This is a genomic window from Stenotrophomonas sp. S41 (genome assembly GCF_016624625.1).
Taxonomy (GTDB): domain Bacteria; phylum Pseudomonadota; class Gammaproteobacteria; order Xanthomonadales; family Xanthomonadaceae; genus Stenotrophomonas.
On the sequence record NZ_JACVTV010000013.1, the window covers coordinates 42,931 to 64,414 of the forward strand.

Here is a 21,484-nt window from a genome sequence, read left to right on the forward strand (position 1 = left end):
AGGTAACTACATTACTAGCACGATTTGCCGCGAGTCGTGGCGTGGCGCTCAAGCGCCAGCCTCCACATTCCACGGGTCTGCGTGCGCCCGCACAGGGGATGTTCCATGGGCAAGGCAATGACGATGTGGGCAGCGACCCTCCTGCTGGCGACCGCCGGTCTGGCGCACGCAGGCGAGATTTCGGTCAAGCGCGGGGGCTACACGCTGCAGGGCGAGGAGACGGGGACCGGCAGGACCGCGGTGGTCTTCGAGGCCGGCTTCGGCCAGGGCCCGGGTGCCTGGAAGCAGGTGATCGGCGGCCTGGGTGGCGACTACCGCAGCGTCGCCTACGCGCGGGCTGGGCTGGGCAAGTCAGGCACCGATGGCGTGACCAAGCGCATTGATGACCACCTGAGTGATCTGAGCGCGCTGATCGAGACCGTCGCGCCGGGCCAGCAGGTGATTCTGGTGGGTCATTCCTACGGCGGGCTGCTGGTGACGGAGTTCGCGCGGCGCCATCCAGAACGTGTGCGTGGCATCGTGCTGATGGACCCGGCCACGCTGGGACAGCGGCAGGCCTACAGGAAGGCGGATGCGGCGCGGGTGCAGGCGGACGATGCGGCGCTGCTGGCGATGCTGCCGCCGTCGATGGCCGCGGACTACCGCGCGCTGGTCGAGCAGCTTGATGCGGCAGATGCGGCGAGCGAGCGTTCGATGCCGGACGTGCAGGTGGCGCTGCTGACCGCAACCCGGGTGGCCGACGCGCCTTTCGTCTTTGAGGAAACCGCTGAGGGCAAGGTGATCTGGAAGGCGCAGCAGGCGCTGCTGTTCTCGACCTTCGCGCGCGGTGTGCATCGCTACGTTGCTACCGGCCACGACATCGCCAGGGAAGATCCGGCTGCGGTAGTGCAGGCGATTGCTGAGATGGCCGCGATACCGGCCGCTGCAGACCGCTGAGAAACTGCGGTCGACGCCCCAAGGTCATGCCGACCACATGTGACGGACGGTCGTGCCATCATGCAGGTCGCCGGGCCCGCGCCGAGCCCGATGCGCGGATCTGACATTCACCAGGGAAGGAGTTTTTCATGGCATGGCCACGAGGATGCATGTTGCTGGGACTGGCGGCGTTGCTGTCGTCCTGCGCAACACCCTTCCAGCGTCCGTCGGCGGAAAAATTCCGGCTGGATATATTCGATAACGCTGACGCGCGCAGATTCGAGATCACCTTGACCTCCCTGGACATGCGCGCGATGTGCGTCTCTGCCGAGAACTGGCCAAATGACATCGGCGGTTTTGATGTGTCGCAGGAAGCGACCTACCTGCAGGTCGATGCAAAGGCGCTGGCGCCGAGCAGCATTTTCTCCAGCATATATTGCCCCGGTGGCTGCGGTGAGCATCGCATTTCCCCCAAGGCGACGCTGCGACGCACGATCAACTACGCAACGTTCGGCGATCCCGGGACGATTGCTGCATCGCCGTCAAAGGTGCTGCACTTCGTTGCAACGCCGTATTACTGCCGCTGATCTGCCCCAGATCGAGGGAGAGCAGGTCAGAGCTTTACCGGGTGGTCCCAGTAGCACACCGCCATCGCCGGCCCGTAGCGCGCCACCAGTGCATCCACCGCTTCCTGGCCCTGCGGGCCTTCGTTGCTCGACACCGGCGCGCCGATGCCGGCCAGTACCGCATCAGAGAGCTGCATCAAGGTGATCTTGCGGTCGGTGGAGCAGTGCCGCATGACAATGAGATTGGGCTGGTTGAGCCGGTCCATCCATTCGAACAGCTGCGGATAGATTGACGCGCGGCGCAGGAATGCATCCTGCCGTTCGATGTTGCGCTGCAGGCGTTGCCTGCCTTCGGCGGTGACGTCGGGCAACTTCTTCATGCGGGGCACGATGCCGCCATGAAACAGCACGACGCTGTCGGCCATGACGTGGCGCGTGCGCGCAGGAACAGGTAGTTGGCGCAGGACGACACGCATACCTGATAGGCATGGACGCTGGCCTTGCGATCAAGAATCGCATCGCCCATGTCCATGCCCAGCTCGACGTCGCCGCCCAGCGAGCGAACGATCACCTGCGGCGTGATGCCTGCAGGGGTGTTCGCCATCTGCGTGAGGAAGGCATCGCGGCTTTCGCTGGTCAGGCTGCTGGTGAAGTCGGCACAAAGCGTATCGGGCGCGACCGTGCGTACCTCGGCCGGTGCGCTGGATGGGCGTTCCTTCATCCAGGCCACGCAGCGCTCGGTGGCTGCAGGGTCCAGGCCGTCTGCGGCTACAGCGGCGCTGGGCAGGGCCAGCGCGAACAACAACGCACAGCATCGAAACATGATCGTGACTCCTGTCGGGATCGAGGGGCGTCCGGTGCCCGGTGTGGTCGTTCAGACGCTATCACGGAAGAAGGGGATGTGGGTCGTGCTTCCCGCTGAGAGGGACCCAGGTCGATCACGGGGCAATCCGCTTCCTGCATGACGTCATAGGCATCAAATGCATCTCATGGGCACGCAGAGAGCAAGAGCCGCCTGCTGTGCCACGCAGATGATGAAGCGCTGGCGTATCAACTGATTCCCGCGATTGCGACAGGCTCGGATGCCGTCGATAGCAAGAATCTATTGGCAGAGCGAAGGGTGGAGTGGAAGAAACGAACTCAACCCGCATGAGGCCGCGGGCATCGAATTTGCCGTACATCGGCAGATCCCCACGAGCCGCTGGGCTCGTCGGGCACATCGCAGCGCCAAGGAGAGGTTATGAAAGAGATCAGACAGACCGCTGAAACCAATCACCCGTTCGTCTATGACGAGAACGGCCTTTGCGAAGTGCGTGATCCGCGCGCTCTGGAAATGCTGGGCGCTGGGGGCGTCCAGGCTGCCGGCGCGGTCTGCAAGGTAAACAGCGGGAATTGCGTTTCCGGCTGTGCATGCAAGTGATCCTGAGACTTGCACTTGATGTGCCGCCCTTGCGGCGGCGCATCTCTTCCAGCGTACCAAGGAGAGGAGCGCATGCGATACGCGTTGGAACTCGCACTATCCGGCATCCATAGATCGAAACTTCTCAGCATCCTGATCGTGCTCGCCGTGGCGACAGGCATAAGCGCGTTTGCCACGATGCTGCTGATCCGGATCGGTCTCGGGGGCGACCCCGCACCCAGCATCAGTCATTCTCTCTATCACGTGGAGCTTGATCTGCGGGATGATGCCGCCCGATCCAGCTCTGCCCGGCCGCTGCCTGTGCTGTCGCTCCACGATGTGCAGGAGATCACTCGGCTCACCGGCGTCCCGAGCGTCGCAACGTCATCATCCTGGCTTCCCTACAGGCCCATGGGAACGGATCGGCCGCTCGGCATGATTGCCGTTCGAGGTTTTACGTCAGATGCGCATTCCCTGTTCGACCTGAAGGTGCTCTCCGGGGCCTTCTGGCGATCCGATGATGACCAGAATGGAGCGCGCGTTGCAGTGATCTCGCGATCACTCTCCAGGGAACTGTTCGGATCGGAATCTGCGGTGGGCAGACAGATCGAGCTGGCCACGCGGAGCTTCTCCATCGTCGGCGTGGTGGAGGACTGGAATCCCATTCCACGATTCCACGATCTTCGAGGCGGTGCCTACGCGGAGAGCGAACGTCTCTACATCCCGCTGGCGGCATGGCGTGCGCTGCCAAAGGACTACGGCATGGGCGCGATGTCCTGTCGCGACGGTGTCCCTGAGGATCCGGAGAGCGCATCGTGCGCTTGGCTGCAGCTATGGGTCCAGCTGATCGACACGCAGGCGATCGGCGCATTCAGCAGTGCGCTGCACCGCTATGGGCTGGCGCAGGTCGATTCAGGCAGAGCCACTGACGTGTTCTCCCGCGTTGCACCGCTCAAGGAGTGGCTGGCGATCAATGACGTACTTCCCGATGAAGTCAGTACACAGCTGTGCTTCGCAGCCGGTGTCCTGGTCATCTGCCTCGTGAATGCCGCCGGCCTCTTTCTGGCTGGCTTCGTGGGGCGATCCAGGGAGATCGCCATTCGCCGGTCGCTTGGCGCAACCCGTGGAGACATCGTCAGGCAGCTCGCCGTTCATTCAGCCGTGCTGGGGGCCGCCGGAGGACTCGTCTCCATTCCAATGGTCCTCCTCGGATTCCGGGTCGTGCAGGATCTCTCAAGTGCGTATGCATCGCACCTTTCGATTGCGTGGTGGTACGTGGCCCTGTGCCCCCTGATCGCGGCGATGTCTGCACTTCTGTCGGCGTCGATTCCGCTGTGGAGAGCCAGCCAGCGGTTCGTATCGTTGCGCATGGGGGAAGTACCATGACGGTGGTTCACGCGCTGATGACGACGCTGAGAACGGTGTCGAAGCACTTCACCGTAGTCGCGCTCATGGTGCTTCAGATCTCAGTTTCCATGGCGGTGCTTGCAAACATATCCACGATTGTTCTGGAGGCTTCGGAACGCATCGATGCCGAGTCCGGCCTGAGCGAGGCCCGTATCGCCGTAGTGCAGAACATAGGCGTCATCGGCTTCGAAGATGCCGCAACCAGTTCGGGCGCTGGGCTGCGTGCACTGCGGGATGTGCCAGGTATCAGCGCCGCAGCAATCGGCCCGGTCCCTTTCGCGGTGGAGCGTGGGTCGGTGCGGCTGGAGAAGTCCAACCGCGATGCGTCAGGGCACCCGTATATCTACTTTGGAAGCGAGCAGCTCGCGAGCGTACTGGGTACGTCAGTTGTCCAGGGCGTTGCGCTGGGGAGCCTGCAGGCACCTGCCGTAGAGGACGTACTTGAGCCCAACAGCACGTTGGCCGTACCTGCGGTCGTCACCCGCAGTCTCGCCAAGCGTCTTTTCCCTGCCGGCGACGCTCTGGGAAAGATGGTCCATACCGAGGTGTGGGGCAGCTATCCACTGACCCTGCGGGTCGTGGGTATCACGGCAGACTTCAGGAGCGCATCCACCGGTGATGCCAGCGACTACGAGGCCGTGATCTCGGAAGTGAAGATCGATACCGAGAGTATCGGGGGGCTGTATGCCGTCCGGCTGAGCGTGCCATTTGATCTGGAGGCGAAGCGGGCCGTGATTCGCGCCCTGTCCTCGTCCATGCCTGGCTTTGTACAGGAGCCGGTTCGCTCCGTTGCCGAGCTCAGGACAGCGCACTTCGCCAAGGACGCATCCAGGTCAAATGTGTTGCTGGCAGTGGTTGTTGTTGTGACCGCTTCTTCAGCGCTGGGGGTGTTCGGAATGAGCCACTACTGGGTCTCTGCCAGACAGCGGTCGATTGCCATCCGGCGCGCTCTCGGGGCATCCCGACGTGACGTGGTGGCCCTCTTTGCGGTGGAGAGTGCCGTTGTTGCAGGGCTTGGCGTGATCCTGGGTGCAGGGTTGGCCGTAGCGGCGAACCGTCTTCTTGCGCTCCAGCTGGAGATGGCTGCAGTAAGCGCCGCTTCGGTGGCGCTGGGTGCGGGACTGACGTTGCTGAGTTGCCAGATCGCCGCTCTGATTCCCGCTTTGGGCGCGGCCAAGGTTGATCCCGCCCTGGCGTTTCGCCAGCGATGACCGCGCGTCTAGGAGAAGAGCATGGTGCTTGGGTTGTGGCTTGGTGTCACTGGCTCACTTCATGACACGACGGTCGCTCGGCTATGGGAGATTGCCGACGACCATGCATCGCACCTTGGATCCTCAGCCCTGGGCTGAATCCCGCCCCTCCAGCTCACGCACAGTCGCTTCCAGTGCATCCAGCTTCTCGCGCGTCTTCAACAGCACCGCGCGCTGCACTTCAAACTCCTCGCGGGTCACCAGGTCCAGCTTGGCCAGGCCGGCCTGCAGCGCGGTCTTGAAGGTGGCCTGCAGTTCCTCGCGCGATTCGCGCAGGCCCGGCGGGACCAGGTCGCTCAGGCGGCGGGCAAGGTCATCGAGGTGGTTCAGGTCGATCATGGGGGACTCCGTGGCCTGGCAGGCCGTTCCTGCATAAGGATACTTGCGGGCCGCGCGCCCGCACAGGCGGCGGCGGTTTCGCGCCGGGCGCGTTCAGGCGCTATCCTCCACGCCGGAATACAGGAGATCGACGATGAAGATGGTCATGGCGGTAATCAAGCCGTTCAAGCTCGACGACGTGCGCGAAGCGCTGGCCGAGCGTGGGGTCACCGGTATTACGGTGACCGAGGTGAAGGGCTTTGGCCGGCAGAAGGGCCATACCGAGCTGTACCGTGGCGCCGAGTACGTGGTCGACTTCCTGCCGAAGGTGAAGCTGGAAGTGGCGGTGACCGATGACCAGGTGGAACTGGTGGTCGAGGCGATCGTGAAGGCCGCGGGCACCGGCAAGATCGGCGACGGCAAGGTGTTCGTGTACGACCTGGGCAGCGTGGTGCGCATTCGTACCGGCGAGCTGGACGCGGACGCGCTGTAATCCGTTTTTGTAGAGTCGACTGTTAGTCGACTATCACGTAGTCGACGATCGCGCGCAGCGCGGGCATTTCTGGCGCGAATGGAAGGGCAGTCGACCAGCGGTCGACTCTACCCCGCCATCACGCACGGCAGCAGCGCTTAGCGCTGCTTCGCCCACTTGTAGAACCGCTTCCAGCCCTGGCGCACGGCCGCGACCCAGCCCGGGTCGGCCACCAGGGCCGCCTGCGCGGCGCTCGGCGCCTGGCCGGTCACGCGCTGGCGGATCTTCAGCAGGTTCTTCATGTCGCTGCGGCGCATCTGCCGGCTGAGCGGGTTGCGGCGCAGCCAGCGCGGGGCGCGCCAGGCCGAGGTGAAGTCCAGCAGCACCGGCACGCCACCACTCACCACCACGTTGGTGCCGTGCAGGTCGTTGTGGGTGATGCCGGCCGCGTGCAGGCGGCTGAGCGCATGCTGCAGCTGGTCGAACACTTCATTGCCCACCGCCTGCGCGGTGCTGAGCGTCTGCCCGGGAATGAATTCCATGCCCAGGGCGAGGCCGCCGAGGGTGCCGAGCAGGGCCGGGGCGTGCTTCCAGCCACCCAGGCGCTGCAGGATCCGCGCTTCGCGGCGCACCATGAGGCGCGCGATCAGCGAAACCGGCGTGCCGCGGTAGCGGGAGTAGTCCTTCACCACCGCCGGACGGCCGTCCAGGCAGGTGCGGTACACATCGGGGGCGAGGAAACGTTCACCGCGCTTGAGCAGCAGCGGGGCCACGGCGTCATCGCCGCAGGACGGGGAGGGGGAAACAGTGGAAGTCATGGCGGGGTCTCGGACGACGACCCGGTGGGTGGCGCTGGAGCGTCAAGCGAACCGGTACGACTGGGGGGAGGTAGCTAAACTTTCGTTAAGTGAATTTTAGTACCGCCGAGTTCGCTAATCCACGTTTTGTCGGAGAAATGTCGGGGTCGTGGCTGGAACAGTTCGTCGCGCCTGATCGGACAATTTCGTCTCACTTAGCGCTTCGGGCCTTTTCATTCAATGGTTTGCCTGCAAATTGGCCGGCAATGCGCTGCACGAACGGCAGCAGTGCGTCGCGCAGCTGGTCCAGGCCAGGCTGCTCGATGGGGAAGTGGCCGCAGGCATCCAGCAGCACCCGCTGCCTGGGCGCGGCCAGCCGCTGGAAGAAGCGGTCGCTGATCGCCACCGGGGTCCAGTCGTCGCAGGCCGGGTGCAGCATCAGTACCGGGCAGCGCTGGAACTGCTCGGGTTCCAGCGCCGGGGCGGTGTCGAACAGCGAGGCCATCAGCCCCAGCGGCACGCGGTTGCCGCCGCCCAGCGGGTCGGCGCAGACCAGCGCGGTCAGGGCCGGGTCGCGCGACATGCGCTGCATGTGGGTGAACCAGCGCACCGGCACGCGCAGGCCGCGGGTGAGGTGGCTGAGGGGCCGCAGCGTGGGCAGCAGGGCGCGCATCCACGGCTGGCGCACCAGCGCGGCCTGTACCACGGGATCGCGCGGGTCGGCCAGGGTGGTGGCCACCAGGCCTCGCACCCACGGCGATTCGGCAGCGACCAAGTAGGCCAGGTAGCCGCCGATGCTGGCGCCGAGCAGCACGATCGGGCGCGGCCGGCGCTGGTGCTCGGCGTCGATCAGGGCCAGCAGGGCCTGCTTCCACACGCCGTAGTCGATGGCCTTCCAGGGGGCGACGCTCAGGCCGTAGCCGGGCAGGTCCGGCGCCAGCACTTCATGCCCGGCGTGGGCCAGGCCGGCAGCCAGCGGGGCGAACATGCGCCCGTAGCCGCCGGCGCCGTGCACCAGCAGCACGGTCGCGTCGGCATCGGCCGGGCCGTGGCGGTCCAGCTGCAGCGAACCCCCCGCCCACTGGAAGGCCTCGCTGCGCGGCATGGCGGCGGGCTGGTCCGGGAAGAAATCCGCGTAGCGGGCGCTGAGGGCAGGGTAGGGGGCGGGGTCGCGGGCAGGCATCCGGGCAGCGTAGGCCGGTTGTTCAGCTACGTGATGCTGAACAGGGCGCACGGGTAACTTGACCCCGGCGCAGCGGCTGCGGACCATAAGCTGTTAACCCGCGACATCGGCGGCCGCCCCCACCCGGCACGTCCCCGTCCCCTGCCGCGTCTCCCCTGGTGCAGGCCGCGCGGCCGCATCGTTCGTTTCCCTGTCCGGCGCCCGCTGGAGGAAAGTGTTTTGATCATCAAGATTGTCCTGGCAGCGCTGTTCGTGGCCTGCGTGCTGTACATCCATTACCGCGGCAAGGTCCGCGCGCGCTGGTCGCGCCAGTTGCTGGACCACTCCAGCTTCATGGCCCCGATCAACGTCATCATGTATCTGTTCTCGAAGGTGCCGACCACGCCGTTCCTGGACCCGGGCAAGGAGCTCCCGCAGCTCGAGCCGCTGCGGCAGAACTGGCAGGTGATCCGCGACGAGGCGCTGGCGCTGCGCGATGCGCAGAAGATCGCCGCCTCCAGCAGCTACAACGATGCCGGCTTCAATTCGTTCTTCCGCCGTGGCTGGAAGCGCTTCTACCTGAAGTGGTACGGCCCGTCGCACCCGTCGGCCAAGGCGATGTGCCCGAAGACCGTGGCCCTGATCGAATCGATTCCCGACGTGCGCGCGGCGATGTTCGCGCAGCTGCCGCCGGGCAGCGAACTGCGCCCGCACCGCGATCCCTTCGCCGGTTCGCTGCGTCTGCACCTGGGCCTGAGCACGCCCAACGACGATGGCTGCTACATCGTGGTGGACGGGGTGAAGAAGAGCTGGCGCGATGGCGAGTGGATGATGTTCGACGAGACCTACATCCACCACGCGCACAACGAGACCGACCAGGACCGCGTGATCCTGTTCTGCGATATCGCCCGCCCGCTGCGCTTCGGCCTGCCGGGCCTGTTCAACCGCGCGGTGGCGTCCACGCTGCTGGCCGGCGGTGCCTCGCCGAACCTGCCGGGTGACCCGACCGGTGGCGTCAACAAGGCCTTCGGTGGCGTGTACAAGGTGCGCCTGAAGGCCAAGGCCCTGCGCGAGCGCAGCGTGGTGGCCTACCAGGTCATCAAGTGGGGCCTGGTGGTGGCGGTGATTGCGGGTATCTGGGCGATCTGATTGAACGTTCGCCGGGCATGGCCCGGCGCTACCGGGACACGAAAAACCCGCGCTGTCGCCAGCGCGGGTTTTTCATTGGTGGGTGCCGACCGTTGGTCGGCACGCATTAGCCCCGGTAGGTGCCGACCGTTGGTCGGCACACCTTGCCATCAGCCCTTGAGGGCTGATGCCACGAACGGCGGGGTCACCAGCACGCCGGTGTGCAGCGCGGCGGTGTAGTACAGGGTGTTGAAGGTCTTGGCAGCCGAGTCGGCCTGGCGGAAGTCGAAGCCGCTCTCGCCCTTGCGCGCCATGGTCACGCTCCACCAGCCGGTGGGGTAGCACGGCTGCGGGAACGGCAGGGTCTTGAACGAGCCGAAGCCGGCCTTGCCCATCTCGGTGCGCATCTCGTTGATCAGCTCCAGCTGCATCAGCGGCGATTCGGACTGCTGCACCAGGATGCCGTCGTCCTTCAGGGCCTTGAAGCAGCTCTCGTAGAACGCCTTGTTGAACAGGCCTTCGCCGGGGCCGACCGGGTCGGTCGAATCGACGATCACCACGTCCACGCTGCCGGCCGGGCAGTTGGCCATGTAGGCCACGCCGTCGTCGAACAGCAGTTCGGCGCGGGTGTCATCGTTGGAATCGCACAGCTCCGGGAAGTGCTTGCGCGCCATCACGGTGACCTGCTCGTCGATATCGCACTGGGTCACGCTCTCCACGCCCTTGTGCTTGAGCACTTCGCGCAGGGTGCCGCAGTCGCCGCCACCGATGATGACCACGCGCTTGGGCGCGGCGTGGGTGAACAGCACCGGGTGGCTGATCATCTCGTGGTAGAAGAAGTTGTCCTTGCTGGTCAGCATGATGGCCCCGTCGATGGTCATCAGGTTGCCCCAGTCGGTGGTCTGGAAGATCTCGATCTTCTGGAACGGCGACTGCACCTCGTCCAGCTTGCCGGTGATGCGGAAGCCGATGGCCGAGCCAGTGCGTTCGAAGTGTTCGATGTACCAGTTGCTGCTGTCAGTCATTGGATTACGGTCCTGTTCGGAGGGTTGAAGCCGGGCTGGCGGGCGGGGCCGCGTGGCACAGATGCCACATCCGGACGGATCGGCCCGTTCAGGTTCAGACCTGCCACGGGCGCGGGCGCGCATGATAACGAACCTGTGGGCATATAGGCGTTATCATGCCCCCCCTTTTATTGCCAACAAGGCCGACTGCAATGACCGATTGGTCCCTCGACCAAGCCCGCAAGACCTACTCGATCCCGCATTGGGCGGATGGTTATTTCGATGTGGATCAGGCCGGGCACATGGTGGTGAGACCGACCGGGGCAGACGGCCCGGTGGTGTCGCTGCCCAAGGTGGTGGACGCGGCTCGTGCCGGCGGCGCCAAGCTGCCGCTGCTGGTGCGCTTCCCGGACATCCTCGGCCAGCGCCTGGGCAAGCTGCAGGCGGCGTTCGCCCAGGCCCAGCAGGACTGGGAATACCCGGGCGGCTACACCGCCGTGTACCCGATCAAGGTGAACCAGCACCGCGGCGTGGCCGGCACCCTGGCCAGCCACCACGGTGAAGGCTTCGGCCTGGAAGCGGGCAGCAAGCCCGAGCTGATGGCCGTGCTGGCGCTGTCGCGCCCGGGTGGCCTGATCGTGTGCAACGGCTACAAGGACCGCGAGTACATCCGCCTGGCCCTGATCGGCCGCAAGCTGGGCCTGCAGACCTTCATCGTCATCGAGAAGCCGTCCGAGCTGAAGCTGGTGCTGGAGGAATCCAAGGCGCTGGACGTGAAGCCGGGCCTGGGCGTGCGCATGCGCCTGGCCTCGCTGGGCGCCGGCAAGTGGCAGAACAGCGGTGGCGACAAGGCAAAGTTCGGGCTGTCCCCGCGCCAGCTGCTGGACCTGTGGAAGTCGCTGCGCGATACCGAATACGCCGACTGCCTGAACCTGCTGCACTTCCACATGGGGTCGCAGATCTCCAACGTGCGCGACATCGCCAACGGCATGCGCGAAGCCACCCGCTATTTCGTCGAGCTGTCACAGCTGGGCGCGAAGATCACCCACGTGGACGTGGGCGGCGGCCTGGGCGTGGATTACGAAGGCACCCGTTCGCGCAGCTTCTGCTCGATCAACTACGGGCTGAATTCGTACGCCAGCAACATCGTGCAGCCGCTGGCCAATGCCTGCGAAGAACACGGCCTGACCCCGCCGCGCATCGTCACCGAGTGCGGCCGCGCGATGACCGCGCACCACGCGGTGCTGATCGCCAACGTCTCTGAAGTGGAGCAGGCGCAGGAAGGTCGCGTGCCGGACCAGCACGACGACGAGCCGGCCTCGATCCGCCACCTGCGCGAGATCCATGAGGAACTGGACACCCGCCCGGCCGTGGAACTGTTCCAGGAAGCGCAGCACTTCCACGCCGAAGGCCTGGCCAGCTACGCGCTGGGCCAGATCGACCTGCCGCAGCGTGCGCGCATCGACGATCTGTTCTACGCCATCGCCCACGGTGTGCGTGCGCGCCTGAGCTACGACGAGAAGAGCCACCGCCCGGCGCTGGACGAACTGAACGAGCGCCTGGTCGACAAGTACTTCGTCAACTTCAGCGTGTTCGAATCGATTCCCGATGCGTGGGCGATCGACCAGGTGTTCCCGATCGTGCCGATCGAGCGCCTGAACGAGACCCCGGACCGTCGCGGCATCATCGCCGACATGACCTGCGACTCGGACGGCATGGTGAAGACCTATGTCGAGAACGAGAGCCTGGACACCTCGCTGCCGCTGCACGCGATGAAGCACGGCGAGAGCTACCGCATCGGTTTCTTCATGGTCGGTGCCTACCAGGAAATCCTGGGCGACATCCACAACCTGTTCGGCGATACCGATGCCGTGGAAGTGGTGGCCGATGCCGATGGCTACGCGATCACCCAGCAGCGCCGCGGTGACACCACCGACGTGATGCTGGACTACGTGGGCTACAAGCTGGACGACCTGCGCGCGGCCTATGCCGAGCGCGTGGCCGCGGCCGAGCTGTCGCCGGAACGTGCGCAGGAACTGTCGCAGGCGCTGGAAGCGGGCCTGACCGGTTACACCTACCTGTCCGACGAACCGCTGGCGTGATGTCTGCGGTGCGCCGGGGATGACCCGGCGCAACCGACGCCGATGAGCGCGCGCGCGATCTTCCATCTGTTCCTGCATGCCGCCGTGCCAGCCCTGCTGGCATGGCTGTTCTGGCGCAAGCGGTTTGCTTCGGCCTGGCTGCTGTTGCTGCTGGGCTGGATCATCGACCTCGACCATCTGCTGGCCGACCCGATCTACGCGCCGAACCGCTGCAGCATCGGCTTCCACCCCTTGCACACCGCACCGGCGATTGCCGTGTATGCGGGGCTGTGCGTGCCGAAGAAAACGCGGCTGGTGGGCATTGGTTTGATGATCCACATCGCGCTGGATGCCATCGACTGCTGGTGGATGCATCACCGCTGACGGTGGATATCGTGCACCGCCGGGCAATGCCCGTAGTAGATCCACGCCATGCGTGGATGCGCGGTGCCTGGATGGGGTCAGAGCCCTTGCGCATTGCGCAAGGGATCCGACCCCGGCTGTGCACCGCCGGGCCATGCCCGGCGAGCGCAACGGCAGGTCACCCCACCGGCAACCACACCGTCGCACGCAACCCCGGCTCGGCGTTCTCCAGCACCAGCCGCCCGCCGTAGCTGGCGGCGATGTCTCCCACGATCGCCAGGCCCAGTCCGCTGCTGCCTTCGCGCTCATCCAGGCGCACACCGCGCTGGGTGACCTGCGCCAGCGCATCGGGGGCCAGGCCGGGGCCGTCGTCGCGCACATCAATGCGCAGCTGCCCTTCCTTAATCGCCGCGGTGATCGACACCTGCTGCCGTGCCCATTTGCCGGCGTTGTCCAGCAGGTTGCCCAGCATTTCCTCCAGGTCCGCACGCGCACCGGCAAACTGCAGGGCCGCGTCGATGCCCTCCGCACCGAACACCACGCCGCGCTCGCCGTGCACACGGGTCATCAGCCCGCACAACGCCTGCGCCACCGGCGCCACGCCGGTGCGCTGGCGATGATCCGCGGCCAGGCCCACCGCCAGGTAGCGGTCGACACTGGCCTGCATGCGCGCCCCCTGTTCGCGCACGGTCGTGCGCCATTCCGTCCCGTCGCCATCGGCCTCGGCGGCCAGCACGCTCAGCGGCGTCTTCAATGCATGGGCCAGGTCTTCGGCACTGGTGCGCGCACGCGCGACCATCCGCTGCTGGTGCTCGAGCAGGGCGTTGAGCTCCTCGCCCAGCGGCACGATCTCGCTGCCCAGGCCATCGGTGTCGATGCGCTGGGCCTGCCCGCGCCGCACGCGTTCAAGCTGATGGGCCAGGCGCCGCAGCGGGCGCAGGCCGAACTGCACCTGGCTGGCCAGCACCGCCAGCCAGACCGCCACCAGCACGCCCAGCGCCAGCGCGGTGCGCTGGCGGAAGGCCGCCACATCGGCATCCAGCGCGCTGCGGTCGGTGGCCACGGTCACCCGATACGCCTCGGTGGCGCGTGGCAGGCGCACTTCCTGCTCGCGCGCACGCAGCGCCTGCTGCAGCGGGCCGGGCAGGTCGCGGGTGGCATCGCCGGCTGCCGCGGCCGGCAGGGTTTCATCCCACAGCGAGCGCGACTGCAGCAGCACCTCGCCTTGGCGGTTGGCAATCTGCCAGTACGCACCGGAAAACACCCGCTGGAAGCGCGCATCGTTGGGCTCCTGGCGCAGCTGCAGCTGCCCGTCAGGCGTGGTTTCCATCTGTGCAACCAGGGTCAGCAGATCCTGCTGCAGCTCATGGTCCAGGCGGTCGCGCGCGCTGCGCTTGAACAGTTCGCCCAGCAGCGCGCTGGCCAGCAGCGAAACCAGCAGCAGGCCGATGCCACCGGCCAGCAGCAGGCGGCGGCGCAGCGAGGGTTGCCCGCTCACGGCGCGGCCAGCCGCCAGCCCTGGCCGCGCACCGTCTGGATCAGGTCGCTGCCGAGCTTGCGGCGCACGCGCCCGAGCAGCACGTCCAGCGCATTCGAATCCGGGTCGAGGCCGCCATCGAACAGCTGTTCGCCCAGGCGGTCGCGGCCGATCACCTGGCCGCTGTGGTGGATGAAGCAGCTGAGCAGGCGGAATTCCTGCGGGCTGAGTGCCAGGGCCTGGCCGTCCAGTTCGAAGCGCCCGGCGTTGACGTCCAGCTGCAAAGGGCCGCACTGCAGGCGTGGGCTGGCATGGCCACGGCTGCGACGGATCAGGGCGCGCAGGCGCAGCACCAGTTCATCGGCCTGGAAGGGTTTGGTCAGGTAGTCATCGGCGCCGGCATCGAAGCCGGCCAGCTTGTCGTGCCAGCGCCCGCGCGCGGTCAGCACCAGCACCGGGAAGCTGCGGCCGTTGCTGCGCCAGCGCTCGATCACGCTCAGGCCATCCAGCCCGGGCAGGCCGAGGTCGACGATGGCGGCCTGCAGATCCTCGATCTGGCCGATCTCTTCGGCCTGGCGGCCATCGGCCACGGTCTGCACCACGTAACCGGCCTGTTCCAGCAGCGGCTGCAGGCGCTGTGCCAGCGCCGCATCGTCCTCGGCCAGCAGGATGCGCATCAGTCGTCCAGCTCCGTCTTCAGCAGCCTGCCGTTGCGCGCATCATAGTCCAGCTCCACCACCACGCCGTCGGCGCGCAGGATCTCGACTTCATACACGCCATCGTCCAGTTCCACTTCCAGCAGCTGGCCCGGGTGCCGCTTGAGCGCATCGCGCACCACGCCTTCCAGCGCGACGTAGCGACCCTGCTGCACGGCCCGGCGCGCGACATCCTGCGCCGGATCCTGGGCAGGCCGGGCGGCGGTCGCGGGGCTGGCCAGGGCCAGCAGCAGGGGCAGGGCGAGCAGCAGCATCACGGGGGAGGGCAGCCATGCGGGGAGGATGGCGCGAGTGTGCCGGTTGCGGCTAACCATTGGCTAACAATGCCGGCTAAGGGGCTGTTAACCGCGCCCGGCATCGTGGCGGTGCCGGGATGGTCCGGCATCGAACAGGAGAACCCCCATGTTGAAGTCGCTCACCCTCGCCACCGTCGCCGCCCTGGCCTTCGCCCCCGCCGTGCAGGCGGCCCCGCTGGGCATGGCCCAGGTCGAGCAGACCCTGCGCAAGGCCGGCTACACCCAGATCCACGAGATCGAGCGCGATGATGGCCTGTGGGAAGCCGATGTCAGCCGTGCCGATGGTCGCTTCAGCGAGGTGTATGTCGACCCGAAGACCGGCGAGATCTTCGACGAGCACGATGGCCGCGCGCTGCTGGGCACCGATCAGGTACTGGCCAAGGCGCAGGCGCACGGTCTGCGCGAGATCCATTCGCTGGAACGCGATGGCGCGACCTGGTCGCTGGAAGCGCGCAACGCCCGCAACCAGCGCGTGGAAGTGCGCCTGAGCGGCTATGACGGGCGGATCCTGCACAGCGAGCGCGATGGCTGGCTGGATTGACCTGCGGGTAGTGCCGGCCGCTGGCCGGCAAGCGCGGGTACTGGCGGTAGCGCCGGGCCATGCCCGGCGAGCGCAGCGGGAGCTGCTTACCAGCCGTACGGCGGCGGGTAATCCCAGTAACCCGGGCCACCGCCGCCATAGAAACCACCACCATACGGGCCGAAGCCCGGGCCCTTGCCTTCGCTGACATGGATGTTGACGTTGACCCCGTGGGTCTTGCCTTCATCGGTGGTGTAGTTCTTGCTGAGGTTGAGCGTGGCGGCGTTGTAGTGAGAGTTGCCGTAGCCCTTCGAATAACCGATGCCGGTGGTGAAGCTGCCGGACACCTTCAGCTTGTCGTCGGTCACGTCGGCGATGCGGGCGTCGTCGTGCACGCGCGGGCCGCTCTTGTCACCGTAGTAGGTGCCCGGCGGGTCCTGCTGCACGGTCGGGTCGTTGAGATAACGCATCGGTGCCTGCGGCACGGACAGGTCCAGGCCGGGCGACTGCGGCGCCGTGGCGCCCGCAGCGGACTGGGCAAGCACGGTCCCGGGCAGGCTGGCCAGGCACAGCAGCAGGGTCAGGGGACGGATCATCGCGATGCTCCAACGGGCAGGGACCGCGCCACGCGCGGCGGTACAGGCCGACGCTAACAGGCGTTGCTTGAATGATGCCTGTCGCTGGCCCGTAGAGTCGAGCTTGCTCGACTGCGCGTAATCCAGTCGAGCAAGCTCGACTCTACGACACCCGGTCGAACCCGAAAAGATCCTGCAGCGGGTGCCGGCGCCGCTCGATCCGCGCCCGCAGCAGCCCGGCACCGATCATCGAATAGGTGATGCCGTTGCCGCCGTAGGCCATGGCCAGGTGCACGCGCGGCCCCCACTGCGGGTGCGGGCCGAAGAACGGCAGGCCGTCGGCGGTCTCGGCAAAGGTGCCCGCCCAGGAAAATGCCGGGGTCGGGTCCAGCTGCGGGAACCAGTGCTGCAGCTGCTTCATCAGCTGCTTCGCCTTGCCCTCCACCCGCCGGTCGCGGCGCGCCGGGATGTCGATGGCATCGTCCAGACCACCCACCAGCAGCCGGCCCTCGCCGGTGGCCCGCAGGTACAGGTAGGGGCGGGCGCTTTCCCACACCATCGTGCGCTGCAGCGGGCCCAGCACGTCGGCATCGATGGGGTCGGTGATGAACGCGTAGCTGCTGCGGTTGCGCGCCACCCGCTGGTCGATCCAGCGCTGGTTGGCGTAGCCCATCGCGAGCACGACGTGGCGCGCACGGATGGTGGCCCCCGCCTCGGTACGTGCGGTCACGCTGCGCGAGGTGGCCTCCAGGCTGTGCAGCACCGTGCGGTCATGCACATGGCCGCCGCGGCGCCGCACGCGCTTGAGCAGGCCATAGGTGAGGCAGTAGGGATCGACCCGCGCGGCCTGGCGGGTCAGCAGCGCGCCACCGGCGTCCACGCCGAAGCGCTGCTGCAGGTCGTCCGGCTGCAGCCAGCGGGCGTCCAGTCCGGCCTGGCGGCGTGCGGCACCCTCGGCCATCAGCACCGGCACGTCGCGATGGCGGCTGGCCAGATAGAGGCTGTCCATGCGCTGGAAATCGACGTTCTTCAGCCCGCGCGCCACTTCGCCCAGGGCCGGGATGGCCTCGGCGCAGGCGCGGTAGGCCAGTTCCGCAGCATCAGTGCCGTACTGGCGGGCCAGGTCCAGCAGGTGGGTGTCGATCTCGTACTGCAGCAGGGCGGTGCTGGCGGCGGTGCTGCCCCAGCCGATGTCGCGCTGCTCGATCACCGCGACCTCGTGGCCGTGGCCGGACAGCTCATCGGCAATCAACGCGGCGGTGACACCGCCGCCCACCACCAGCACATCGCAACGCAGGTCCTGCTGCAGCGGCGGGAAGGCCTGGATCAGCCCATTGCTCACGGCCCACCAGGGATAACCGCTCTTCAGGTCCATGGGGGGGCTCAGGCCGTCGGGTTGCCGGTGTGCGGGGTGTGGATCAGTTCGGACAGATCGAAGCCCTGCTGCTGGGCCGTGGCCAGATAATGGTCGCGCACGGTGGCATCCAGCTGCGGTTCGCGGGCCAGCAGCCACAGGAATTTCCGGTCGGGGCTGCCAACCAGGGCAACGCTGTAGTCCGGGGCCACCTGCACCACCCAGTAGTCGCCCTTGGTGAAGGGCAGCCAGCGCAGGCCCTTGGGCAGGAAGCTCACGGCCAGGCGCGCGCTGTCATTGTCCACCGGGCTGGCTTCACCGATGGCTTCCTCCACCTCGCCGTCCATGCGGCAGCGGTTGTGCACCTGCACGTTGCCGTTGTCGAGCAGGCTGTAGTGCGCCGACACGTCGGTGCAGCCCTCCGGCTCGTGGCGCATGGGCAGGCGGGCGATCTCGTACCAGGTGCCCAGGTAGCGGGGCAGCTTGAGGTCGGCGACGGTCTTCAGCGGCGGGTGGTCGGTCATGGACAGGCGGTTCGGGAACGGACCTCCACCATGCCGTCGGGCTCGCCATGGGCAGGTGAAGCCGGGGCGAGGTCCACGTCCAGAACAATGCGTCGCCCGCGCGGCGGCGCAGCCATCACCGGTGCAGCGCTATCCTTGCGCCAGCGCCGGGTTTTTTCCCCATACAAGCGAAGTGGAGGTGCCGATGTACCAGGTGATCCTGTTGAAGAGTGAAACCGCGTTTGCCCGCGAGCAGTGGCCGCAGGTGGACGACGTGGTGGATTACGAGGGCGTCAGCTACAGCCTGCGCGCGGGCCCGCGCCAGCCGCTGCCGACCGACCACGACTGGCACCCCATTGCGGTGTATGCGCCGGATGAGATCAGCGAAGAGGAATTCCAGGACTGGTACGCGCTGCAGCAGCCGCAGGTGGAAGAGCTGCGGTTGAAGTACTGAGGGCTGGGTAGAGTCGACCGTTGGTCGACTGCCCTTTGCGGGACGCGCTGAAAATCCCGCGCTGCGCGCGGTAGTCGACCAACGGTCGACTCTACCCCGGTTGGTGTTGGCGTAGCCGTCCATCCGGCCTTTACCAGCCGTGCCGTATAGTCGCGCGCAGGCGCGGTGGTCCGCGCGAACCGGTGTGGCTGGCTTGCTTTCCTTCTTCCGAACGATCCTGATGCGTGGCCCGTCGCTGGCGCTGCTGTTGTGTGGTGCGCTGCTGCTGGCCGCGCCGGTGCTGGCCCAGGACGACGACCCGACGCCGAAGCAGCAGCTGGCCCAGTTCGATGCCAGCCTGAAGGACGTGGAGCGCAAGCGCGATTCCGCCGAGGCCACCGAAACGCTGGCGATGCTGTCCGAGACCGCATCGCAGGTGCGCCGCGATGCCGAGGCGCTGGACAAGAGCCTGCAGCCGCAGCTGGACCAATTGACCGAGCAGTTGGCCCAGCTGGGCACGGCGCCGGAGGGCACCACCGAGCTGCCCGAGCTGGCGACGCAGCGCCGCAACCTGACCCGCCAGCGTGATGCGCTGGCGGCTTCGGTTGCGCAGGCCAAGGCCAGCGCCGTGCGCGCCGGCCAGCTGGCCAACGATATCGAGAAGCAGCGCACCGCGCAGCGCACCGAGGAACTGGGCCAGAAGGTCGATTCGCCGCTGTCGCCCGCGCTGTGGCGCAAGGTCGCCAAGCAGCTGCCGGTGGATATCGCCCGGGTTACGCCGCTGGCTGCGCAGGGCCGCGATGCCCTGGTGGCCGCCCTGGACAAGGAAGGCTGGGGCACGCCGCTGCTGGGCCTGCTGGCCGCGCTGGTGATGATGTTCCCGCTGCGCCTGTGGCTGCGCGCGCTGGGCCGCCGCTTCGCCGCCTCCGAGCGCGCGCCCGATGGTCGCCTGCGCCGCTCCGGCCTGGCCATGTGGCTGCTGCTGGTCGGCACGTTGCTGCCGGGCTATGCGGTGGTGGTGTTCATCGCCTCGCTCAATGCCATCGGCGGTATCGCGCCGCGCCTGCAGAACGTCGCCGACGGCGTGGAGGCGGCCAGCTTCGCTGCCGCCTTCATCGCCGCGCTCAGCGCCTGCCTGCTGGTGCCCACGCGGCCCTCGTGGCGCCTGTTGAACCTGGATGACACCGCCGCGCTGAAGCTGCGCAAGTACGCCTGGGGTGCGGCCGCGCTGGCCTGGTTCAGCACGGTGCTGGTGGCCATCGACCAGGCCACGCGCACCAGCGATGTGACCACGGTGGCGCTGGACGGCGTGATCGCGCTGACCTACCTCGGCCTGATCATGGCCATGCTGGTCACCTTGTCGCGCCTGCACCGCCGCCAGACTGCCGAAGCCGAGGCCAAGCTGGAGGCGCAGGCCGATGGCGTGGGCGCGGCGGTACCGGTGCGTCGCAGCAGCTGGCTGGTGCTGGCCCGCGTGGCCGGCAACCTCGCCGTCACCGCTGCGATCATCGCCACCCTGCTGGGCTACGTGAATTTCGCCAAGTTCGTGAACCAGCAGCTGATCGGCGGCAGCATCGTGGTGCTGGCGGCGCTGCTGCTGTTCAAGTTCGTCGATGACCTCTGCACCTGGCTGCTCAACGCCGACAGCAAGGTCGGCCAGACCATCCTGCTGAGCACCGGCCTGAGCGTATCGCGGCTGGAGCAGGCCGGCGTGCTGCTGTCGGCGATGCTGCGCACCCTGGTGGTGCTGATCGCGCTGCTGGCCCTGGCCGCGCCGTTCGGCAACGTCGGCACCATCGTCGAGCGCATCGCTGCGCTGGCCAACGGCATCACGATCAACAAGGACCTGACGCTGCAGCCCGGCCGCATCGCCACCGGTGTGCTGGTGCTGCTGATCGGCGTGGGCCTGACCCAGCTGATGCAGCGCTGGCTGACCGACACCTACCTGCCCAAGACCGAACTGGACCTGGGCGCGCGCAACTCGATCAGCACCATCTCCGGTTACGTCGGCATCATCCTGGTGGGCCTGTGGGCCCTGACCGCGATGGGCCTGGACATGAAGAACCTGGCGCTGCTGGCCAGCGCGCTGTCGGTGGGTATTGGTTTCGGCCTGCAGGCGATCATCCAGAACTTCGTCTCGGGCCTGATCCTGCTGGCCGAGCGGCCAGTGAAGATCGGCGACTGGGTGAAGCTGGGTGACCAGGAAGGCGACATCCGCCGCATCAACGTGCGTTCGACCGAGATCCAGGTGGGCGACAAGTCGACGCTGATCGTGCCGAACTCGGAGCTGATAACCAAGACCATCCGCAACATGACGATGGGCAACAACCAGGGCCGCATCCAGATCCAGTTCGCGGTGCCGACCAGCACCGATGTGGCGGGCCTGAAGCAGGCGCTGCTGGATGCCTATGGCGCGCACCAGGCGGTGCTGCAGCAGCCGGCGCCGTCGGTGTTCATCGACAGCATTGCCGGTGGCCAGATCACGTTCAACAGCTTCGCCTACGTGGCGAGCCCGCGGCAGGTGTATGGCACGCGAAGCGATCTGTATTTCAGCCTGCTGCAGATACTGGCCGAGCGGGACATCCCGCTGTCGACCCCGACCGACATCCATCTGGTACGCGACACCCCGCCGGAGTAGTGGGTTTTTCTGCAGGGCTTGCAGCCCTGCACCTGCTGAATCAACGTCAACGTCAACGTCAAAAGCTGGCTATCCGTGGGATGGCGGGGTGGGTCCGGTTGAGGGGGACG

At 66.8% G+C, this 21,484-nt stretch carries 24 protein-coding genes; 12 read left to right on the forward strand and 12 right to left on the reverse strand.

Annotated elements, in window-relative coordinates; genetic code table 11:
* The first annotated feature begins 105 nt into the window (after nucleotides 1-105).
* Both IAE56_RS04940 and IAE56_RS04945 read left to right on the forward strand, forming a co-directional pair.
* On the forward strand, nucleotides 106-936 hold the full coding sequence (locus tag IAE56_RS04940) for an alpha/beta fold hydrolase (RefSeq protein ID WP_234455889.1): 831 nt from the start codon (nucleotides 106-108) through the stop codon (nucleotides 934-936).
* A gap of 149 nt (nucleotides 937-1,085) precedes the next feature.
* Entirely contained in the window at nucleotides 1,086-1,502 is a 417-nt protein-coding gene (locus tag IAE56_RS04945; RefSeq protein ID WP_200751702.1) for a hypothetical protein, read from the forward strand.
* A 26-nt stretch (nucleotides 1,503-1,528) separates the two neighbouring features.
* On the opposite strand, the gene IAE56_RS04950 is transcribed toward IAE56_RS04945, so the two are convergent.
* The gene (locus IAE56_RS04950; RefSeq protein WP_200751703.1) at nucleotides 1,529-1,861 is read right to left on the reverse strand and encodes a hypothetical protein; all 333 of its coding nucleotides are present in this window, start codon (nucleotides 1,859-1,861) and stop codon (nucleotides 1,529-1,531) included.
* Nucleotides 1,858-2,304, reverse strand: coding sequence for a hypothetical protein (locus tag IAE56_RS04955; RefSeq protein ID WP_200751704.1), 447 nt, complete (start codon nucleotides 2,302-2,304; stop codon nucleotides 1,858-1,860). Before IAE56_RS04955 ends, IAE56_RS04950 begins: the two co-directional genes overlap by 4 nt.
* A gap of 417 nt (nucleotides 2,305-2,721) precedes the next feature.
* Here IAE56_RS04955 and IAE56_RS04960 point away from each other — a divergent pair, with 417 nt between their 5' ends.
* The 3 genes from IAE56_RS04960 to IAE56_RS04970 all read left to right on the forward strand — a co-directional run bounded on the left by IAE56_RS04960 (nucleotide 2,722) and on the right by IAE56_RS04970 (nucleotide 5,498).
* Nucleotides 2,722-2,901 (forward strand): hypothetical protein, encoded by a 180-nt coding sequence (locus tag IAE56_RS04960; protein ID WP_164074200.1) that lies wholly within the window; start codon nucleotides 2,722-2,724, stop codon nucleotides 2,899-2,901.
* Nucleotides 2,902-2,973: 72 nt separating this feature from the next.
* Complete coding sequence (locus tag IAE56_RS04965) at nucleotides 2,974-4,266, forward strand: ABC transporter permease (RefSeq protein ID WP_200751705.1); 1,293 nt, start codon at nucleotides 2,974-2,976, stop codon at nucleotides 4,264-4,266.
* Complete coding sequence (locus IAE56_RS04970) at nucleotides 4,263-5,498, forward strand: FtsX-like permease family protein (protein WP_200751706.1); 1,236 nt, start codon at nucleotides 4,263-4,265, stop codon at nucleotides 5,496-5,498. Before IAE56_RS04965 ends, IAE56_RS04970 begins: the two co-directional genes overlap by 4 nt.
* A gap of 123 nt (nucleotides 5,499-5,621) precedes the next feature.
* Here IAE56_RS04970 and IAE56_RS04975 read toward each other — a convergent pair whose 3' ends face one another.
* The gene (locus tag IAE56_RS04975; protein ID WP_108770291.1) at nucleotides 5,622-5,876 is read right to left on the reverse strand and encodes an accessory factor UbiK family protein; all 255 of its coding nucleotides are present in this window, start codon (nucleotides 5,874-5,876) and stop codon (nucleotides 5,622-5,624) included.
* A gap of 133 nt (nucleotides 5,877-6,009) precedes the next feature.
* On the opposite strand from IAE56_RS04975, the gene IAE56_RS04980 reads away from it, so the two are divergent.
* Nucleotides 6,010-6,348 carry a P-II family nitrogen regulator gene (locus IAE56_RS04980; RefSeq protein WP_079223976.1) on the forward strand — a complete coding sequence of 113 codons (339 nt, stop codon included), beginning with the start codon at nucleotides 6,010-6,012 and terminating at the stop codon, nucleotides 6,346-6,348.
* Between the two features lie 137 nt (nucleotides 6,349-6,485).
* Here the strand turns inward: IAE56_RS04980 and IAE56_RS04985 are convergent, their stop codons facing one another.
* On the reverse strand, nucleotides 6,486-7,145 hold the full coding sequence (locus IAE56_RS04985; RefSeq protein ID WP_116862549.1) for an RIO1 family regulatory kinase/ATPase: 660 nt from the start codon (nucleotides 7,143-7,145) through the stop codon (nucleotides 6,486-6,488).
* A gap of 190 nt (nucleotides 7,146-7,335) precedes the next feature.
* A complete protein-coding gene (locus IAE56_RS04990) occupies nucleotides 7,336-8,307 on the reverse strand; it encodes an alpha/beta hydrolase (protein WP_200751708.1) in 972 nt (323 codons plus the stop codon).
* A 222-nt stretch (nucleotides 8,308-8,529) separates the two neighbouring features.
* Between IAE56_RS04990 and IAE56_RS04995 the strand changes: the two genes are divergently transcribed.
* On the forward strand, nucleotides 8,530-9,435 hold the full coding sequence (locus IAE56_RS04995; RefSeq protein ID WP_174208738.1) for an aspartyl/asparaginyl beta-hydroxylase domain-containing protein: 906 nt from the start codon (nucleotides 8,530-8,532) through the stop codon (nucleotides 9,433-9,435).
* 149 nt (nucleotides 9,436-9,584) lie between these two features.
* Here the strand turns inward: IAE56_RS04995 and speE are convergent, their stop codons facing one another.
* The gene (speE, locus tag IAE56_RS05000) at nucleotides 9,585-10,439 is read right to left on the reverse strand and encodes a polyamine aminopropyltransferase (protein ID WP_108770288.1); all 855 of its coding nucleotides are present in this window, start codon (nucleotides 10,437-10,439) and stop codon (nucleotides 9,585-9,587) included.
* Nucleotides 10,440-10,630: 191 nt separating this feature from the next.
* Between speE and speA the strand changes: the two genes are divergently transcribed.
* Together speA and IAE56_RS05010 are read left to right on the forward strand one after the other, a co-directional pair.
* Entirely contained in the window at nucleotides 10,631-12,520 is a 1,890-nt protein-coding gene (gene speA, locus IAE56_RS05005; RefSeq protein WP_200751709.1) for an arginine decarboxylase, read from the forward strand.
* 42 nt (nucleotides 12,521-12,562) lie between these two features.
* Nucleotides 12,563-12,883, forward strand: coding sequence for a DUF6122 family protein (locus tag IAE56_RS05010; RefSeq protein WP_079223965.1), 321 nt, complete (start codon nucleotides 12,563-12,565; stop codon nucleotides 12,881-12,883).
* Between the two features lie 157 nt (nucleotides 12,884-13,040).
* Here IAE56_RS05010 and IAE56_RS05015 read toward each other — a convergent pair whose 3' ends face one another.
* From IAE56_RS05015 to IAE56_RS05025, 3 genes are read right to left on the reverse strand one after another with little or no spacing between them, the layout of a single operon-like run.
* The gene (locus IAE56_RS05015) at nucleotides 13,041-14,360 is read right to left on the reverse strand and encodes a sensor histidine kinase (RefSeq protein WP_200751710.1); all 1,320 of its coding nucleotides are present in this window, start codon (nucleotides 14,358-14,360) and stop codon (nucleotides 13,041-13,043) included.
* Nucleotides 14,357-15,016: a response regulator transcription factor gene (locus IAE56_RS05020; RefSeq protein ID WP_200751711.1), complete on the reverse strand. Its 660-nt coding sequence runs from the start codon at nucleotides 15,014-15,016 to the stop codon at nucleotides 14,357-14,359. Before IAE56_RS05020 ends, IAE56_RS05015 begins: the two co-directional genes overlap by 4 nt.
* Nucleotides 15,016-15,306, reverse strand: coding sequence for a PepSY domain-containing protein (locus IAE56_RS05025; RefSeq protein ID WP_108770770.1), 291 nt, complete (start codon nucleotides 15,304-15,306; stop codon nucleotides 15,016-15,018). The genes IAE56_RS05020 and IAE56_RS05025 overlap by 1 nt, the downstream gene beginning before the upstream one ends.
* Nucleotides 15,307-15,457: 151 nt before the next feature.
* On the opposite strand from IAE56_RS05025, the gene IAE56_RS05030 reads away from it, so the two are divergent.
* On the forward strand, nucleotides 15,458-15,892 hold the full coding sequence (locus IAE56_RS05030) for a PepSY domain-containing protein (protein WP_200751712.1): 435 nt from the start codon (nucleotides 15,458-15,460) through the stop codon (nucleotides 15,890-15,892).
* A gap of 86 nt (nucleotides 15,893-15,978) precedes the next feature.
* Here IAE56_RS05030 and IAE56_RS05035 read toward each other — a convergent pair whose 3' ends face one another.
* From IAE56_RS05035 to IAE56_RS05045, 3 genes are all read right to left on the reverse strand, one after another.
* Complete coding sequence (locus IAE56_RS05035; RefSeq protein ID WP_108770283.1) at nucleotides 15,979-16,467, reverse strand: hypothetical protein; 489 nt, start codon at nucleotides 16,465-16,467, stop codon at nucleotides 15,979-15,981.
* Nucleotides 16,468-16,609: 142 nt separating this feature from the next.
* Complete coding sequence (locus IAE56_RS05040) at nucleotides 16,610-17,821, reverse strand: FAD-dependent oxidoreductase (protein ID WP_200751713.1); 1,212 nt, start codon at nucleotides 17,819-17,821, stop codon at nucleotides 16,610-16,612.
* A gap of 8 nt (nucleotides 17,822-17,829) precedes the next feature.
* Nucleotides 17,830-18,324: a lipocalin family protein gene (locus IAE56_RS05045; RefSeq protein WP_200751714.1), complete on the reverse strand. Its 495-nt coding sequence runs from the start codon at nucleotides 18,322-18,324 to the stop codon at nucleotides 17,830-17,832.
* Between the two features lie 184 nt (nucleotides 18,325-18,508).
* On the opposite strand from IAE56_RS05045, the gene IAE56_RS05050 reads away from it, so the two are divergent.
* Nucleotides 18,509-18,757 (forward strand): hypothetical protein, encoded by a 249-nt coding sequence (locus IAE56_RS05050; RefSeq protein WP_079223952.1) that lies wholly within the window; start codon nucleotides 18,509-18,511, stop codon nucleotides 18,755-18,757.
* A gap of 220 nt (nucleotides 18,758-18,977) precedes the next feature.
* The gene (locus tag IAE56_RS05055) at nucleotides 18,978-21,374 is read left to right on the forward strand and encodes a DUF3772 domain-containing protein (protein WP_200751715.1); all 2,397 of its coding nucleotides are present in this window, start codon (nucleotides 18,978-18,980) and stop codon (nucleotides 21,372-21,374) included.
* Nucleotides 21,375-21,484: the final 110 nt, after the last annotated feature.

Bases quoted from the DNA above. Each gene is read 5' to 3' on its own strand.
- IAE56_RS04940 (WP_234455889.1), top strand. From the start codon at position 106: ATGGGCAAGGCAATGACGATGTGGGCAGCGACCCTCCTGCTGGCGACC.
- IAE56_RS04945 (WP_200751702.1), top strand. From the start codon at position 1,086: ATGTTGCTGGGACTGGCGGCGTTGCTGTCGTCCTGCGCAACACCCTTC.
- IAE56_RS04950 (WP_200751703.1), bottom strand. From the start codon at position 1,861: ATGAAGAAGTTGCCCGACGTCACCGCCGAAGGCAGGCAACGCCTGCAG.
- IAE56_RS04955 (WP_200751704.1), bottom strand. From the start codon at position 2,304: ATGTTTCGATGCTGTGCGTTGTTGTTCGCGCTGGCCCTGCCCAGCGCC.
- IAE56_RS04960 (WP_164074200.1), top strand. From the start codon at position 2,722: ATGAAAGAGATCAGACAGACCGCTGAAACCAATCACCCGTTCGTCTAT.
- IAE56_RS04965 (WP_200751705.1), top strand. From the start codon at position 2,974: ATGCGATACGCGTTGGAACTCGCACTATCCGGCATCCATAGATCGAAA.
- IAE56_RS04970 (WP_200751706.1), top strand. From the start codon at position 4,263: ATGACGGTGGTTCACGCGCTGATGACGACGCTGAGAACGGTGTCGAAG.
- IAE56_RS04975 (WP_108770291.1), bottom strand. From the start codon at position 5,876: ATGATCGACCTGAACCACCTCGATGACCTTGCCCGCCGCCTGAGCGAC.
- IAE56_RS04980 (WP_079223976.1), top strand. From the start codon at position 6,010: ATGAAGATGGTCATGGCGGTAATCAAGCCGTTCAAGCTCGACGACGTG.
- IAE56_RS04985 (WP_116862549.1), bottom strand. From the start codon at position 7,145: ATGACTTCCACTGTTTCCCCCTCCCCGTCCTGCGGCGATGACGCCGTG.
- IAE56_RS04990 (WP_200751708.1), bottom strand. From the start codon at position 8,307: ATGCCTGCCCGCGACCCCGCCCCCTACCCTGCCCTCAGCGCCCGCTAC.
- speE (WP_108770288.1), bottom strand. From the start codon at position 10,439: ATGACTGACAGCAGCAACTGGTACATCGAACACTTCGAACGCACTGGC.
- speA (WP_200751709.1), top strand. From the start codon at position 10,631: ATGACCGATTGGTCCCTCGACCAAGCCCGCAAGACCTACTCGATCCCG.
- IAE56_RS05010 (WP_079223965.1), top strand. From the start codon at position 12,563: ATGAGCGCGCGCGCGATCTTCCATCTGTTCCTGCATGCCGCCGTGCCA.
- IAE56_RS05020 (WP_200751711.1), bottom strand. From the start codon at position 15,016: ATGCGCATCCTGCTGGCCGAGGACGATGCGGCGCTGGCACAGCGCCTG.
- IAE56_RS05030 (WP_200751712.1), top strand. From the start codon at position 15,458: ATGTTGAAGTCGCTCACCCTCGCCACCGTCGCCGCCCTGGCCTTCGCC.
- IAE56_RS05035 (WP_108770283.1), bottom strand. From the start codon at position 16,467: ATGATCCGTCCCCTGACCCTGCTGCTGTGCCTGGCCAGCCTGCCCGGG.
- IAE56_RS05040 (WP_200751713.1), bottom strand. From the start codon at position 17,821: ATGGACCTGAAGAGCGGTTATCCCTGGTGGGCCGTGAGCAATGGGCTG.
- IAE56_RS05045 (WP_200751714.1), bottom strand. From the start codon at position 18,324: ATGACCGACCACCCGCCGCTGAAGACCGTCGCCGACCTCAAGCTGCCC.
- IAE56_RS05050 (WP_079223952.1), top strand. From the start codon at position 18,509: ATGTACCAGGTGATCCTGTTGAAGAGTGAAACCGCGTTTGCCCGCGAG.
- IAE56_RS05055 (WP_200751715.1), top strand. From the start codon at position 18,978: ATGCGTGGCCCGTCGCTGGCGCTGCTGTTGTGTGGTGCGCTGCTGCTG.